We start from the raw sequence: 14506 nt of genomic DNA on the forward strand, positions 1-14506 counted from the left end.
CTCCAGAAATGTGGCCCAACAGGGCCACTGGGGAAAGTTATGCCAGCTTGACTGAAACGAACGCGTCCGGATCTGGCAGCAGCATCAGCGGAGCTGACTGAATCATGGTGAACTCGCGAGCCGGGTCGCCCGTTTGCACCCAGTTTTTCGGATAGCGCGTTGAAGCATTAATGCCTTCGCGCTGTGCATCTGCATCCAGAATGCAGCCATAGGTACGCAGACCGCGCGCCTGGGTATTTCCCAGCACCATTGTCAGATCCGGCAGGTAGTTCTTTTTGACGTCATCCTCGATGTACTGACCGGAGTACACAACGATGGCAACGTCGCCATACATCCCCTTATATGAGACGGCCATTCCCAGGTCTTTTACGGCGGTTTCGAGCTCAGAGCTTGAACCGCGACGCGTATCCAGCTTTTCCTTCACCGCGTCAAAGGAGCGAAACAGCGCCCAGCCCTTTGGATCGAAGACGATAATGTTGACCACACCGCTGGCGTTAAGCGCGTACGCTTCAATATCATCGGTCGGGTCGTACGTTTTTTTGTCGCGAGAAGACCAGGCAGCTGCACCCGCCTGGGTGATGTTGTTACCGGCACTGCGTCCCATATCAACTTCAACCGGCTCAAACGCTTCCCCGGTCATGGTGTATTTACCACTGAGGACAGCAGCAACGGCCTGCTTTTCTTCTACCTGCGCAATTGCAAGCTCTTCATCTTTCATGTTCTGAAGAATGATGCGTCGGCGGCGATAGGCAGGGTCGGCCAGATTCTGTGGATCTTCATCAGGCAGGCGGCGGAGGGTCATCAGCGGATTCACTTCGTGTTTTGGCTTCACATACCCCGGCGTAAATTCCGACGTGCTGCCACCACGGGAACGAATCACTTTCCCGGAGACAATCGGCGATACGTACAGCGCCATATTGACCATGCCCGGAATTTGCGACAGGTAGACTTTTTCTGTACTGAAGGGATAGGTTTCGCGAAAGAAGATACGCAGGAAGAGCGGATCGAACTTGAATTTCTTCTCATTGACCGCCAGAAGCTGGGCTGTTGTGTAAACTGACATAGATTTTTCCCGTAAAAAAAGCCGCATAAGCGGCTTTTATGAAAGTTGAGGGTGATTAAACGATGCTGATTGCAGTACCGGCGAACGCGTTACGCTTGATATTTTCGTCGGTAACGGCAGATGGCCAGAGCACATCTTCGATGCGGAAAGAACCGGATTTATAGAATGCCAGTTCAGCACTGCTCTGGTCAGCGGTAACCGCCAGAATGCCGGTTGCTGCACCTGCATGCTCGCCGTCCCAGACGGTTAACTTGCCGGACGTAGCATCGAGCATGAGCGGGGTCATTGCCGGGGTGGATGCTGTCAGCTCGCCCGGTGCATACGCGGTGTGTGCCGGATCGCTGTTACCGAGCGGCTGGTGATGAGTAAATACTTCGGTGATTGCCATGTTAGCCTCTTAAACGGGGGTGTTTAACAAATCGTCGCCGGCTTCAGCAGAGGCATTCCCTGCTGAAAGAGCGCCTGGTGCGGTTTCCATCAGGCGATCCAGCGCCGTATCGGTACGCGCCTGGGCGCTTTGCGGTGCCGCGGCCAGAATGCGCTGTGCACTCTCGACCGTCATGCCCGGCGTTTCTGCCAGCGCACGAGCCTGTGATTCACGACCTTTTGCCTCTTCGCAGTTCAGAATACCCATGATGCGACCATTCTCGGCGGCTACGGCTGCCGATACCTGAGCGCTGAGGTCTGCCGGGGCCGTTAAGGCAGCAGTTGTTGTGTCAACGGTGGTGACCTGCTCAGCCGGTGCAGTCGTCTGTGTTTCTGCCTGGTCAGCTGGCTGATTGGTCGCTGCAGATGCAGAAGGTGATGGCATAGTTCCTCCAGTGGTTGTTTTTTTGCGTCTGTCGAGTGCTTCACGCATCACGCTGAGCGCGTCGGTATTGTTAACAAGTTCATCCGCCAGACCGTTATCCACGGACTCCTGACCGGAGAAGACGGCCGCTTCGGTGTCCAGTACGGCCTGCACTGACATTCCGGTATAAGCGGAAACCTTTTCGGCAAACATCTGACGAGTGGCATCGATGCGCGTCTGAAAATCAGCGCGAACGTCCTTTGGTAGTTTTTCGTAGGGATTGCCGTCGACTTTATGATCGCCGCTGTATATCAGCGTGACCTCAACGCCGTTAGTTTTCAGCGCAGCGCCATAATTACTGTGCGCCATCATGACGCCGATGGAGCCGGTTCTGGCCGTTTGCGTGACAAGCCGTCGCGATGCAGAACTAGCAATTAGCTGCCCTGCGCTGCAGTTCATATCATTTGCCAGCGCCCAAACGGGCTTGATATCCCGCATCCGGGCAATAATGTCGGCACAATCGAAAGCCCCGGACACCATCCCGCCCGGCGTGTCCATATCCAGCAGAATACCGTCTACCCCGGGATCACTCATTGCCTGCTGCAGTCGGGCAATGACCCCGTTATAGCCCGTCATACCGGAAAAAGGCTGCAGTGACAGGGTTTTGCTGACCAGCGTCCCGGAAACGGGCAGCACCGCGATCCCGTTTGTTACCTGATAGCTCCGCGCTGGCCGGGGCCCCATTTCCTCGTCATCGCCAAACAGCGCCAGCGGCTCTGCAATTTGTTCAGCGCCGAGCGAGACGCCAGAAGCGGAATCAGTCAGTCGGGTGATACCCAGCTGGCCTGCCAGCGCACAAAAGAAAACCCGCGCGTAGGCGGGTTCAAGCATCAGCGGCTCATTGAAGGCCATGCTGGCAATATGCGGGAGATTACGCAGCTCTGGCGTCATCTTTTACCTCCTCGTTTGATTTTTTCAGCCCAGATTCAAATGCAGCAGCCGCCCATGCCGGAGGTTTAAGTCCCGCGCTCCGGCGCTCCATAGTTTCACGTACCTGCTGAGAAAATATTTCCTGATAGTCATCTCCGCGTTTGGCACACTCCTTCTCATATGTGCTGAGACCAGCCTCAATCAGCATCACGGCCTCCTGCACCTCCTTCAGCCCATCAATAGCCATGCGCCCCGAGCCAATCCAGTTGGCGTTACCCCAGGCAGTTCTCGCCTCCTGGAAGCTAAACCTGGCTTTGGACGGGAGCGTGACAACCCGGCGCGCAATCGCCTCTTCGAGCCAGCAGACGAACATCTGGCAGGCTTGCCGGGCCGCGACAAACTTGCGACGCCCCATAAAGAACGCCCAGGATTCATTGGCACTGGCGCGCGCCGTCGAATAGCTCATCTGAGAGTAGTTACGGGAAAGCTGCTCATACGAAACACCAAGACCGGCCGAAATATAGCGCAGGAGTGATTGTTCAAAGGTGGAATAACCGTTATCGGTATCCTGTGCTGACTGAAGGTTCAGGGAATCGCCCGGCATAAGATGAGGAACTTTCGCGCCACCGAGGCGAACCGGCGCTGCAGCGTAGTATGCTGCCATTTCGCCAAGCCAGCCCGTCAGCTTATTTTGCTGCTTACTATCCGCGCCGAGGATAAAGTCCATCGCCGTATCGGTATCAAGCTCGCTCTCGATTGTCGCCGCATACATAGCTTTTACAATTGCGCTCTGGAGCTGAGTATTTTGCAGGGTGTCGAGCATCTTCATCTGCTCCATCACGCTGTAAAACACGTTTGCGCCGCGGGTCTGTCCATCCTCAAGCGGTTCAAAAATATGGATGAATGATGGTCTTCCGCCAGGCAGTTCCCGTGGTATATAGGTCCATTTTTGCGACATCCAGCCAGGATAGCTGTCTTCACTGACGTAGTACCCCAGCGCTGCGCCGCTATCACTGATTTTGACACCCGCGCGACAGTTACGCGTGTCACCTGTATTACCGGGATTACTCACGCGTTTTGGACTAACCATTTTAAATTGCGTGCGAAAAAGTCGCGATGAATCACGGTCCCAGGTGGGCTGGACGCACAGTTCACCGTTAAATGCGTGCGTCGCAACGCCTTCACGGATCATCATCGTAAAGGTACGCTTGCGCTCGGCATCAATCCCGCAAAAGTCATCCTCCGCATATTCATACCAGGCGGCCTCCACCTCCCTGGCAAATGCTCGGCTTTCCTCTTCTTCAATGCCGAGATAACGCCAGCTCGGGCAGTAACTCAGTCTGAAAAAAGACCCGACGATGTGATCCTGGTGAAGCTGAACGGCGTTTGCCGCATAACCATTGTTACGAACCAGATCATCAGCACGGGCATTCCCCCGGGCGAAGTTCGGCAGAAGTGCGGCGTCGGCACTTTCACTCTGGGGATTCCAGGCATTTAGCTGCCCACCGAATCCGCCGCCACCAGCGTGATAGCCTGCATATTCCCTCAGGGAGGTTTTCCCGTCGGGGCCAACTAAAGAAGGAATTTTCATGCGTAGAACCTTGCCGGCCCGCGGCGTCGTGAAGTGGTACCGACCTGTGACTCTAGATCGGCGATGTACTTTTTCAGATCGCTGACTGACGTCGCCGTAAATTCCACCCTTCGACCGTCTTTCTGTACCGTCGCAACCCGTTTTCCCATCATCAGATCATGTAACGCTGCGCGCGCGGCATCCAGTTCAGCCTGTGTTGCCATTATTCATCTCCCGCTAATGCCCTGGCATAATCCGCCAGAGATTTATTATTTTTACGCCCAGTGTCTTCTTCCCGTAAGCTGGCCAGAAGAGAATCCAGATCCAGCTGCCAGCGGGAGATACTTATCCGCAGAGCTGCAAGTGCATAGACAAAACAGTCAAGCGCCTCATTTCGTCGTTTTTTACTGTCCCAGACGATTTTTTTCTTCCCGTCTACCCACTTCTCAACCTGCTCTTCAGCCGTAAGCTGCTGAGCCTCAGCTAAATCATATATTTCAGGGTTATTAGGGAAGTGAACCGCTCCCGCCAGCGGTTCGTCGCCTTCTACCACCAGCGTGAAACGGTTATAAATCTGCTCTTTCGCGGTGTCTGTTCCTACCTCAGTGAGATAAACGCCGTTCTTGTTACGCTTACGAGGCATATTCGCCACGGGCTTACCGTAAACAGATGCGCCTTTAACAGGGATGACACGAAACAGACCATGCTTTTTCGAGCGGTTATAAACAATCGTCGGGTCTATGCCGCCGATATCCCAGCAGATGCGGGAAATAAGCATCTCAACGCCGTTAGGCCTCGGATAGGTTTTGTTGATCGCCTTATCGAGCCTCAGAAGCGTGGATTCATCATCATGGCGACCCATAATGATAATTTTGTCGATAAGCCAGCTTTCCTCGCCAGGCCCCCAGCCCCAGACACGCATTTCGTAACGATCAAGCTGGGAGTCAATACCGGCAGTAAGGTAGGCCACGCGCTCCGGCACCCTGGCACCGAAGTGCTCAATACGTTCGGCCATCACCTCAGCATCAGGACGCTCACCAATTTTAGGCTCCCATGTTTCACCAAGCGTTGTGTTGACGAACGTCTTACGCTTGCCCGTGTCGCCTTTGGTCTTAATCCAATCCTTGACGATTTGCACCCAGGTTGTGAAGGGGCTATAGGCTGTCCAGACGTGAAAGGTTACGCTGTCAGGCGGATCAATTTCGGTACCCGATGATGAAAACCAGCAAAGTCCGTCACGCGTCCAGATCCCGGTTTCATCACAGATGTACCGCGCCTGCGAAAAATCGAGTTCCTGCTGTTTAATTACGCAGGCATTGTGTTCACACAGATATATAACGCTGGCAGGATCGCCCGGCGTCCATTTGAACCCGAATGGCGTATCTTTATCGCCAAATTTAAGGAACTGCTCCTCCCCACAGTGTGGGCATGGAACATAGAAGCGCAAGAAATGCTCAGACTCCTTGGCGGCACGTTCAATCTGGCATGTCCCTTTAATTTTGGGTGTGGATCCTCGTATCGATTTAGGCCAGACCGACCCTTCAATACGTTTATCCCCCAGGAACGTTGGAGAGCCCTCTTTCTCGATATCATCGTCAAATGCCGCCAGCTCGTCATAACCCGCCACATCAACAGATTTTTCACGGTAGTTTTTTGCAGCTTTACCACCGAGGCACCAGAAACCTCGCCCATTCGAGAAACGTTTCATACTCAACGTGTTGTCCCGGTGCTTTTTACCGTACCAGGGCGCCAGCGCCAGCAGTGAGGGGATGTCCCGGATTGTCGGTTCGACATGGGATTTCATGAAGTTTTCTGCATCACCGTCGGTAGGTAACCAGATAAGCGAGTTACGCTGTTTATGCTGGATGAAATACGCATACACGCCGAGCAGCATTTTTGAATAGCCTACTCGGGCAGACTTAACGACATTGACCTCGCGGATATAGTCATTACCCATCGCATTCATTATCGCACGCTGAAACGGCAGCGTTTCCCAGCGCCCTTCCTGATAAGCAGACTCTTTTGGAAGGTAATAATTTTCGTCTGCCCACTCAACCGCCGTTTGCGGTTCTGGCCGGTACAACGAACGGAGCCCCGAGCGCGCGGAGTGCTGTAGCCCCTTAACCTGACTGTTCGATATATTCACTCAGCAACCCCGGTATCATTTCATCCAGCGCAGCTGCTTTGTTCATGGCTTTTATGATGTCCTTCTTGAGGAAATCAATATGTCGATTTTCCAGTTCCGGAAAGCGCCGCTGAACCGACAGAGGTATTCCATCAAGGATACTGGCAATTTCTCCGGCTATCCGCGACAGCACGAACGTGCAGAATGCGGTCTCCACCACCTCAGCGGACTCTTTTGCATTTTTTAGTTCCTGAGCATCAGCCTGGGCTCGGGTAAGCCTATGGCGCTCATAATCAATCGTGCCAGGCACAAGGTCTGATTCTGAATCAACTCTCAGCTGTTCAACCTCTTTGCGCAGCTTTTCGTTTTCTATCGCTGCGTCACGGGCGGAATACCATTCGATTACGGCGGCAGAGTCATAAAGCACTTCATTACCTTTTCCACCACCGCGTGCAACTGGCATTCCCTGATCCTGCCAGTTCTGGATCGTGCGGATGCTGACACCAAAAATCTCTGAAAGGCGTTTTTTATTGACCTCCATGACGAACTCCAGGCAAAACACAGGGTAAGGAAACCATGCCGGGTAAAATGACTACTACCAGGCTTTAACACTTCCTTTCTTGTGGTGGGTTATACCCAGCAAAGACAGATACTTAGCAAGAAGAAGAACGGAAAAGGCAAAATCCTGAAAATTTTCATAAATAGCGAGAACCTGCGAGGTCGCCGCCCCGTAACAAGGCGGATTGGCGGAAAGGACCCATAATGACATTGATTATCATTTACATGCATTCATCAACAATCATTTAGACATCTAAACGTCTGTTTTGCATTAATGAATGTTGGTCATATCATGCAGCGCGGCTTCGCCGCAGTGGCAGGCTCACATCTGAAAGACCTTCTTCGATCTGCACGTACGATGTACATTAAAAAGCCCCGCTAACGCGAGGCTTGGTTTGATATGGATAATGACAATCAATCTTCTTTTTTAATCACTACTTCCTGCGGCCGCATCTGCTGTATGGCTCGGACAATGCAGTAAGGAATTACTGCCCAGGCAACTCCCATGGCTGCTCCTGCTGCTTGCTGAGGTGCGCTGACAGCGCCGAAAACCCCAACGATACCTTGAACAAAACCAATAGCCCCGAAAACAACACAAATAGCCCAGAGGATTCTCATAAGCCTAACTCCTTTTATTAAAGAGCTATTAGGATAATACTGAATGCTGTTTAGTAAAGCTCTAATGCACGGCAAAGCCGCCGAAAGTTAACGGTTTGCCCAGGCTCACAGCTGCAAGACTTTCTTTGATATGCGCGTGCGATGCGCATTAAAAATGCCACCAGCGGATGCCAGTGGCCAATGAGGATAAAGTTATGCTTCGAGTTTTTGGATTGGCTGGATTGAGGTAACAACACACTGGCGACGGCTGACGTTGTTTGCTTCAGCAATACCCATCTCAGTTAACAAAACCTGAGAGTCTACATCCTGCCCCTCTTCTAATCGAAGGAAGACATTCCCCTTCTTTACTAAAATCCAATCAGCGGAGTAAATCTCCCACACTAGAAAATACAACATAAGCATCCTTATCATACAGTTATAAAAACTGTATGATAAGGCAGCGTATACTCTTCTGAAAGCATTATCACAGGCACTCCGTGAATGTCTGCTGTATTGCGATGGCGAAGGCAATACAAAAGTTATAGTGGTTCTGAGACGCGTCTATGGTTTGAAATCCAACGGAAACTCCTCACCGATAAGCTCCGGCGTAAGGGGTAATAAACCATCATCACTGGCGGTCTGTATAGCTTTAACTGCCGCTTTACACAATTCCGGGTTCCCTTCTACTACATGCATATTGGTGATTTTATTTGTTCCTTTCGGCTGATGAACACGGATAGTGCATGTATCTCCGACATATCTACTGGCATATGGAAATCTACTTTCAACTGCCTCTTTAAATTTTACAGCCCATTGATTGATTATGGGGAACTCCTGTCTCTGCTTTGGTGTTAATGTTTGTTGTTTTGGCCCCTGACATCCCACCAGGAATAATACGAGGAAACATAAAAACTTACTCATTCTGCGCTCCTTACTAAATGTTTCCGAAGTTATAACATATATACAAACGAAGAATGAACGAGCTATTCTTACTTTGTATTGCAGGCATCTACACAGGGCCTGATGTAATGCTTAACAGTCGGCAACTAGACGCTCTACAGCACGACATGCCCACCAGCAGGCGAGCTTTGTAATGGCTGCCACTATCCGAAGTAGCTCCTACAGAGAAATCATTCCTGTCAAGGAATCACATCTTTACCAAGGAGGATTAATGGTTGATGTAATGCATTACGTTGTTATCAAGAAGCATGCGATTGACCACGCACATTTAGTCGTTTATCTCTTCGAGAGCGACGGAGGCAGGTATTTTTCTGCGGCACGCGCACCAGAGGATGTTGCGTTTGAGATCGGCGATATCCTCAAACATGATGTTGCGAATATCTGGGTTCGTAGCGATGGGACAAAACTAAAATTTGAGGGTAATATTTCTTGCTCTACCCTCCAAGAGGCTGAGGCCCGATTTACACAACTAATTGCCGAAATTGGATGAGAAATCTAAGGCACTCAGTGAAGAACTACTGAAGTGCCTTTATTGGCTGGATCTTGCTTTCTCAGCCTGCCTTATGTCGGCCTTGTCGCGGTTACACTGCCCAAGCGCAGAAAGCAGGCTGACATTCAGGTCCAGACTTTGCCCCCATGACATCGGATCCAGGATAGCCGGGTAAGGCGTCTCAGCCGTGAGGTTTGCCGGAAGCGGCACCACCGGCACCTTGATGTAAACCGTCCGCGTATTGCTGCAGCCGCTTAACTGCGCCATCAGGAACAGGGCGGCGAGCACAATCATCGTTCGCAACAGCAACCTTGATATCTGCCGATGCTCCCGATGCGTCCAGTGCGATCTGCTCTTTTGCATGCTGGTTGACCTCGGAGATGGTGTTGAAAATGGTCATGTTGGTCAGGACGTTAGAGGTCACTGACTCAGCGGCGTTAATCTGCTGCTCTGCGGTTTCTGCGCGCGTCTGCTGCTGACTGGCAGCGTTGTGGTAGTGCATTGCCAGCCAGCCAAGGCAGACAATCAGGCACACCAACACCGCGGAGATAATGGCGGTAAGGCGGTTCACTGATCTATCCCCCAGCATGCCAGTGCGCTTTCCTGGACGCGCCGCTCGACCTGACCGTAACAGCCGTTCTTTTGGCCTTTGGTTAGTCGGCAATCACGGCCACCGTCTTTAATCCACCAGCGGATTGCTTCGCATGCCCCTTTACGGTCACCAGCGTTGATGCGATGGTAGAATGTCGATGGATAGCATTTCCCGGGACCAATGTTGTACGGGCAGAAGGACGCAATGCCTACCTTTTGTGGCTCTGTCAGAGGCACTTTGATATTGCGATCAACCCAGGCTAATGCCTTATCGCGTTCAATAGCGTTAACCTTGCGACATTGTTCTTCAGTGGCCGTCATGCCTTTAACAACACGCCTGCCATCGATGACGGTCACGCCGTGACATAAAGACCAGACCCCACCCGGATCAACAACGGCCACCAGCGCATTGCCTTCTTTCTCGCTGATGAACTGGTCAAAAATGAGTGGAGCAGATGCACCTGATGCGATTAGTGCCAGCACTGCTGCGCTGAGTTTTGATTTATTAGACATCATTCACCTCGCGCAGCTCTTCGACGGTCTGCTTTGATTTGGAAATACAGGTTGGTGAGAAAGGTGAGCAAGCCGAACAGTAAACTACCGATAACACCTATAGCCGCCCACTGCTCTGGGGAGTAACCGTCAAGAAGTCTTCTAAACCAGTAAATGGCACTACCTCCCGATGCGCCGTAGGAAATGCCAGTAGTTATTTTGTCCATTCGATACATGCTCTCACCTCGCTCTATGCGGGTGCTGTCGTGAGAATAAAAAAAGCCCGCTTTTGAAGGCGGGCTAATGAGTTGACTATTTGTAAGGTAGGTGTGAGTAAGGCCTATGCTCAGGAGTGAAGCTGTATCGGCTGATTCACTATCGGTCCAGGAGAACCACAGGGCATTCAGTTACTTCCCACAATTCAAAGAGTAGCAGCAGTTTGCAAAACCATAAAAAAAGGCCTGCTTTTTATGGCAGGCTCTCAAGGAATTTGAAGCTTGTATTATTGTTGTCATGGTGCCGGGTGCCTCCCGGTGACTCTACCCCAGTCAGCAAAGCCGCGCGCATACCTGCAGATAGCAGTCGACTGGAACGCCCTTTCGCTTAGAAAGGATTCACCACAGAAATAAATTACGCTGTACTTATTCCTTCGGTCAATGAGATTAGACATCGCTTCCTGATAGAGGTCTTACAAATGAAAAAACCTCGCCGAAGCTAGGCTATTTGAATTTGAGGCACCTCATCCAACAAACCACCCCGGTTAGTTGGATATTGACGAGATGCTTTTGGATGAGCGCTGAACCCAAGGGTCAGTATTTTCACACAGCAATTTTGCGAAAAGCAGCGCTCACGCAAAAACATCTATAGGAGATGAAGGAAATTGGCATCGATAATGAAATCCGAGATAACATCAATGTAAATAACAACTCCAGCTATAAGGCTGGCAATCAGTATCAGGGCAATCATCCAGACGCCCATAGGTCACCTCTTCTGTGGTATTCCCAATACAATCCTTATTCATCACTACATAGAGATGAAAGTACATTGCACAGCTAACCACAAAACAGATTACCAACGCCAGCGTTTTGAGTATCTTTAACAATACATTCTCCCTGTTCATTTATTGTACGCAGTTTAATTCAAACTGGATCAACAAACTGTCAACACAAGAGATGAACCATAGCTTGCAATACCGGGCCATTAAAATTTTTCTACTTCGAATATATCTGGTTAGTTCGGCGATACGACAGGGGTACTGGTGCAATGCACCTTCGCGAATACCCCTGTCGTATCGCCGTAAAGCAAAAGCCCCGACCGGCGGGGCTTTCGTTATATTCAAATTGTCGCTTAAGTTCGCTGCCATCGCGGCGCAGCTCTGCCAAGCATGAATGAATTATCTAACTTCCTGGCTCGTTTTCAATATATAAATAGAATTAGAGCACGAAAAGTTAAAACCCAATCATTCAGCTCTGCTCAGCCAGGAGTTTCCGCGTAGATAAAAAGACCTTCGCCCTGAATATCTCCAGGCACCAGCGAACTCGTTTTCTGGCCTCCCAATCCGTTAGCCACGGTGCAATAGACTGTAACTCCCGTGTAATGTCTGAGATTTTTTTGCGTGTGGTGTAATACTGCAGACCGACGATATAAACCGGGTCATTTACATCAAGCGCCTGAAGCACTGACTGCTCGACAAAATCAACGTCATCATCGCGCATAGCTTCATCAATGATACTGGTGGCGGGCTGTGGCCACAAAATGGCGTGAGCACGATTTAAGACCTGCGGCCCTCTGAATCCTTCTGCTCGAGCTTGTTCCAGTGCAGCTGTAAAGCGAGACAATGCCTTATCCGACCATCGCCCGCCCTTAAGAACATCCCAGCATGCATGAGCGCGAGGCAATCGTGGGGCTGTCCCACCGCTTACCCCCTCGCCCCATGTTGTCAGCAATGATTTAATCCATGCCGACTGAATACCTGTAAGAAGCATGCTTTTACCCAACCAGCTTTTACGCGGCGCACTCGCTGCTTTACCCAGCGCTTCAATATGATTACGGCGTTGACGTGGTGTCATCCTGTTCGCTCCTTACGCCAGAACGCCGAGCGCGTAGGCCCGGTCCAGCACTCTAATGATCATTTCCAGCTGCGAGCCATATTTGCGCTCGAATGCCAGTCGGTCGTTATGCAGTTCGGTGTGATGCTTTCGGCAAAGTGGTATGGAGAAGATGTCATGCGCTTTTGTCGCCATGCCACCCTGCCCCCATCCGATTAAGTGATGTGGGTCGTCTGATTGCTGCTGGCAGCATTCACAGGGCTGTGTTTTCACCCAATTTAGATAATCGCGACTTTCCCAGCGAAGACGCTTTGGTAGACGCATGAAAGACTGAGGCGGCGCCGGATCCACCATCACCCCCACCAGAGGTTCGGTCAGCGCATCAGGCAGGTCAGCGGATGAAACTAATTCCCCGAGGATGCTGGTGGCCGATACTGAAGGCGTAATATCGCTTTCACGACCAATCCTCCTTTCTTGAGGTAAACGAAGCGCTTCACGAACGCAGGATTCTGGAAGTGCATCAGTAACCCCTTTACGAACTGCCCACCAGCAGAGTTCAGCGAGGGAAATCTCGCGGCTTTTGTCGATAGCGAGTGAAATACGAACCGAATCCAGAACAAAGGCAATTACATTTCTGCGTGCCAGCTCTGCCAGTGCTTCGGTACGCTGCTCTCGCAAGTGGTTATCACAATAGCCACAAAGCAGGATGGAGCCAGGCTCATGGTGCATAATGGTTAGTTCGTGATAGTGGTATTCACTGTGAGCGAACTGGCAATTTCCGGCGCCGTGCTTTAGCAACCAGTAATCAAGCCCACTTATACCACCAGCTGCAGTCAGGACCTTTTCATTCAGAAAGAAGCTTCGCAGCTGCTCGTTTTCAGCCAGTGGCTGCCGCGCGTCCGAAACGCGACCAGTTTGATATCCAGCCATACTTTCTGGCTGGCGCTCGATTAATACTCTACCTGCGGTGAACAATTCCATCAGCTCTCTTCCTGGCTTCAAAAGTACGACACCCAGCTCCCGTGCAATCACAGGTTGAAGAAGCGCACGCATCACTCGCTCTCCCTGATAATGATCTGCCCGTTCTCGCCCCAGAGCTTTGTTATCCTTGAATCCCATATATGCGTGTCGTCTTCGAAGAGCGCATCCATCAAAGACTTCATCAGGTTATCAAGATCGGGTTTACCCTGATGGGGCTGCCCGTTCATCTCTGCGCGCTTCTTTTTGCTCCAGCTATTCGGCATCGGAAGAACGAAGGTAACGTGTGAATTTGACTCTGGCATGTAAATGCCCAGCAGCCGGACGTGATCGCAAAAGGCCCGGTAACGCATAACTTCAGGGCGCTTTTTCCATTTGTCTGCACGCGTCATGCGTGGCTTACCCATCGGGAGGATGTTGTAGACTGTCACGATCACCTCCATGCCCGGGAACGCATACTTTGCGCTGTCTTAGCTGAGGATTTTTGCTGAGGTAGTAATGCGCTGACTATCCAAAGACGAGGGTCAATATCGAGGCTTTTCTCGACGGGGACGCCTTTAGACTTGTAGCGAGCCACCAGTTCATTGGCTTCTTCGGTTGTCAGCCCGGTGTGAGTGAACCAGCTTTTCTTCATGCCGCCTCCTGCAGGAGTGACATCAAAAGAAAAATGCTGGCCCGTTGAGGGGTCAGTAGGCATTTATTCGGGTTTGGTGTTTGCGCCATGGTTTCTCTCCAGTGGCGCAGCAGGTATAGGGTGTTCAGGCCTATGACGGGAGTGTAACAGAATTCCTGGAAACGCGATAACCAGCCCGTTCAAGCATTTGCGTAAAGAGTGACGGTGTTCCTACTATCTCATCATCCTGTAACGGCATAAATGATACTTCATCCCCACGTCTGTACATGAGCGCGCGACCACTATCAGGAAATGAGTGCAGTCGCGCAACGATAACCCCATCGTTGCATCTGATGACCGCATAGCCCTTCTTAGGTAATTCTTCTTTTTGTTCCACCAATCTCCCCTCCAAACTGGAAAATTTCTGCATGCTGTTTCAATAAAACCAGTCGTCTGCACTTTCCCAGGTCTGCTGGAGGATTTCCTCAACCGTCTTTTTAGCTTCTTTTTCGCCACCGTAAACACTTACCCCATCGGAACCTGCGCGACGCACAATCAGACAGCACTCATCGAACTGACTCTGGAGTCGTTTTAAAAATTCTCTCTCAAGTGCCGGGACTGCACCCTCTGGAAGTTCTTTAGTACGATCAATGGTTAATTCAACTTTCATAAGCGCCTCCACCGCAAAAAACTGTATGTTT

18 protein-coding genes are annotated in these 14506 nt (G+C 51.1%); 1 reads left to right on the forward strand and 17 read right to left on the reverse strand.

The features are described from left to right. Nucleotides 1–37: 37 nt before the first annotated feature. The 9 genes from N6P30_RS21880 to N6P30_RS21920 all read right to left on the reverse strand — a co-directional run bounded on the left by N6P30_RS21880 (nt 38) and on the right by N6P30_RS21920 (nt 8554). The gene (locus tag N6P30_RS21880; protein WP_023292734.1) at nt 38–1063 is read right to left on the reverse strand and encodes a major capsid protein; all 1026 of its coding nucleotides are present in this window, start codon (nt 1061–1063) and stop codon (nt 38–40) included. 55 nt (nt 1064–1118) lie between these two features. Next, a complete protein-coding gene (locus N6P30_RS21885; protein WP_023292735.1) occupies nt 1119–1451 on the reverse strand; it encodes a head decoration protein in 333 nt (110 codons plus the stop codon). Between the two features lie 9 nt (nt 1452–1460). Further along, entirely contained in the window at nt 1461–2804 is a 1344-nt protein-coding gene (locus N6P30_RS21890) for a S49 family peptidase (RefSeq protein WP_023292736.1), read from the reverse strand. Next, the gene (locus N6P30_RS21895; protein ID WP_023292737.1) at nt 2785–4374 is read right to left on the reverse strand and encodes a phage portal protein; all 1590 of its coding nucleotides are present in this window, start codon (nt 4372–4374) and stop codon (nt 2785–2787) included. The genes N6P30_RS21890 and N6P30_RS21895 overlap by 20 nt, the downstream gene beginning before the upstream one ends. Further along, nucleotides 4371–4577 (reverse strand): phage head-tail joining protein, encoded by a 207-nt coding sequence (locus N6P30_RS21900; protein WP_023292738.1) that lies wholly within the window; start codon nt 4575–4577, stop codon nt 4371–4373. The genes N6P30_RS21895 and N6P30_RS21900 overlap by 4 nt, the downstream gene beginning before the upstream one ends. Next, on the reverse strand, nt 4577–6499 hold the full coding sequence (locus tag N6P30_RS21905; RefSeq protein ID WP_032676808.1) for a phage terminase large subunit family protein: 1923 nt from the start codon (nt 6497–6499) through the stop codon (nt 4577–4579). The genes N6P30_RS21900 and N6P30_RS21905 overlap by 1 nt, the downstream gene beginning before the upstream one ends. After that, nucleotides 6474–7019 (reverse strand): terminase small subunit, encoded by a 546-nt coding sequence (locus N6P30_RS21910; RefSeq protein WP_023292740.1) that lies wholly within the window; start codon nt 7017–7019, stop codon nt 6474–6476. The genes N6P30_RS21905 and N6P30_RS21910 overlap by 26 nt, the downstream gene beginning before the upstream one ends. A gap of 431 nt (nt 7020–7450) precedes the next feature. After that, nucleotides 7451–7654, reverse strand: a complete 204-nt coding sequence (locus N6P30_RS21915; RefSeq protein WP_023292741.1) for a hypothetical protein — start codon at nt 7652–7654, stop codon at nt 7451–7453. 540 nt (nt 7655–8194) lie between these two features. Next, nucleotides 8195–8554 (reverse strand): cell envelope integrity TolA C-terminal domain-containing protein, encoded by a 360-nt coding sequence (locus tag N6P30_RS21920; RefSeq protein WP_023292743.1) that lies wholly within the window; start codon nt 8552–8554, stop codon nt 8195–8197. A 172-nt stretch (nt 8555–8726) separates the two neighbouring features. Between N6P30_RS21920 and N6P30_RS21925 the strand changes: the two genes are divergently transcribed. After that, nucleotides 8727–9083 carry a hypothetical protein gene (locus N6P30_RS21925; RefSeq protein ID WP_126287421.1) on the forward strand — a complete coding sequence of 119 codons (357 nt, stop codon included), beginning with the start codon at nt 8727–8729 and terminating at the stop codon, nt 9081–9083. Between the two features lie 181 nt (nt 9084–9264). On the opposite strand, the gene N6P30_RS21930 is transcribed toward N6P30_RS21925, so the two are convergent. From N6P30_RS21930 to N6P30_RS21965, 8 genes are all read right to left on the reverse strand, one after another. Beyond that, nucleotides 9265–9654, reverse strand: coding sequence for a DUF2570 domain-containing protein (locus N6P30_RS21930; protein ID WP_032637667.1), 390 nt, complete (start codon nt 9652–9654; stop codon nt 9265–9267). After that, nucleotides 9651–10187 (reverse strand): lysozyme, encoded by a 537-nt coding sequence (locus tag N6P30_RS21935; RefSeq protein WP_023292746.1) that lies wholly within the window; start codon nt 10185–10187, stop codon nt 9651–9653. Before N6P30_RS21935 ends, N6P30_RS21930 begins: the two co-directional genes overlap by 4 nt. Beyond that, nucleotides 10187–10402, reverse strand: a complete 216-nt coding sequence (locus tag N6P30_RS21940; protein WP_023292747.1) for a class II holin family protein — start codon at nt 10400–10402, stop codon at nt 10187–10189. Before N6P30_RS21940 ends, N6P30_RS21935 begins: the two co-directional genes overlap by 1 nt. A gap of 1227 nt (nt 10403–11629) precedes the next feature. Then, entirely contained in the window at nt 11630–12235 is a 606-nt protein-coding gene (locus N6P30_RS21945; RefSeq protein WP_154827377.1) for a hypothetical protein, read from the reverse strand. 12 nt (nt 12236–12247) lie between these two features. Continuing rightward, nucleotides 12248–13267, reverse strand: a complete 1020-nt coding sequence (locus tag N6P30_RS21950) for a DUF968 domain-containing protein (protein WP_154827378.1) — start codon at nt 13265–13267, stop codon at nt 12248–12250. Beyond that, nucleotides 13267–13635, reverse strand: coding sequence for a RusA family crossover junction endodeoxyribonuclease (locus N6P30_RS21955; protein WP_103142139.1), 369 nt, complete (start codon nt 13633–13635; stop codon nt 13267–13269). The genes N6P30_RS21950 and N6P30_RS21955 overlap by 1 nt, the downstream gene beginning before the upstream one ends. Continuing rightward, nucleotides 13626–13826: a hypothetical protein gene (locus N6P30_RS21960; protein WP_103142138.1), complete on the reverse strand. Its 201-nt coding sequence runs from the start codon at nt 13824–13826 to the stop codon at nt 13626–13628. Before N6P30_RS21960 ends, N6P30_RS21955 begins: the two co-directional genes overlap by 10 nt. Before the next feature lie 415 nt (nt 13827–14241). Next, nucleotides 14242–14475: a DinI-like family protein gene (locus tag N6P30_RS21965; protein WP_103142136.1), complete on the reverse strand. Its 234-nt coding sequence runs from the start codon at nt 14473–14475 to the stop codon at nt 14242–14244. Nucleotides 14476–14506 lie beyond the last annotated feature (31 nt).

The sequence above is a fragment of the Enterobacter sp. PL1 genome (assembly GCF_945957325.1).
Taxonomy (GTDB): domain Bacteria; phylum Pseudomonadota; class Gammaproteobacteria; order Enterobacterales; family Enterobacteriaceae; genus Enterobacter; species Enterobacter roggenkampii.